The organism is Bacillus sp. SIMBA_154, assembly GCF_046536015.1.
Lineage (GTDB): Bacteria > Bacillota > Bacilli > Bacillales > Bacillaceae > Bacillus > Bacillus pumilus_P.
Window position 1 is genome coordinate 1 of sequence record NZ_JAWJBV010000700.1, and the last position, 233, is coordinate 233.

General features: G+C 37.8%; 1 protein-coding gene. It reads left to right on the plus strand.

The genetic code is table 11. The features are described from left to right. The coding region (locus R0K30_RS23670; protein WP_410613493.1) for a DarT1-associated NADAR antitoxin family protein at positions 1–233 on the plus strand (233 nt) is incomplete at both ends.

The window sequence follows — 233 nt, forward strand, 5'->3', positions numbered from 1 at the left end:
TCAGTGTGGAACAAAAGAAAAAGTCGATTGCGTCGCTACATGATGCTTTTAAAGAAAAGCACCCTACTAAAACAGTATTAGAGATATCTTCTAAATCTGAGTCTGATATCGGTGTTATGCTCAGTGCTTTTAACCTTCAGATTGAACTTCGTCATGGTCATAAAGCTAGTGTTGAAAGCCTTTATCAGTCATCAAAGGTTTTTCAGGAAGGAGGCCCTTATAGTGATATTAGG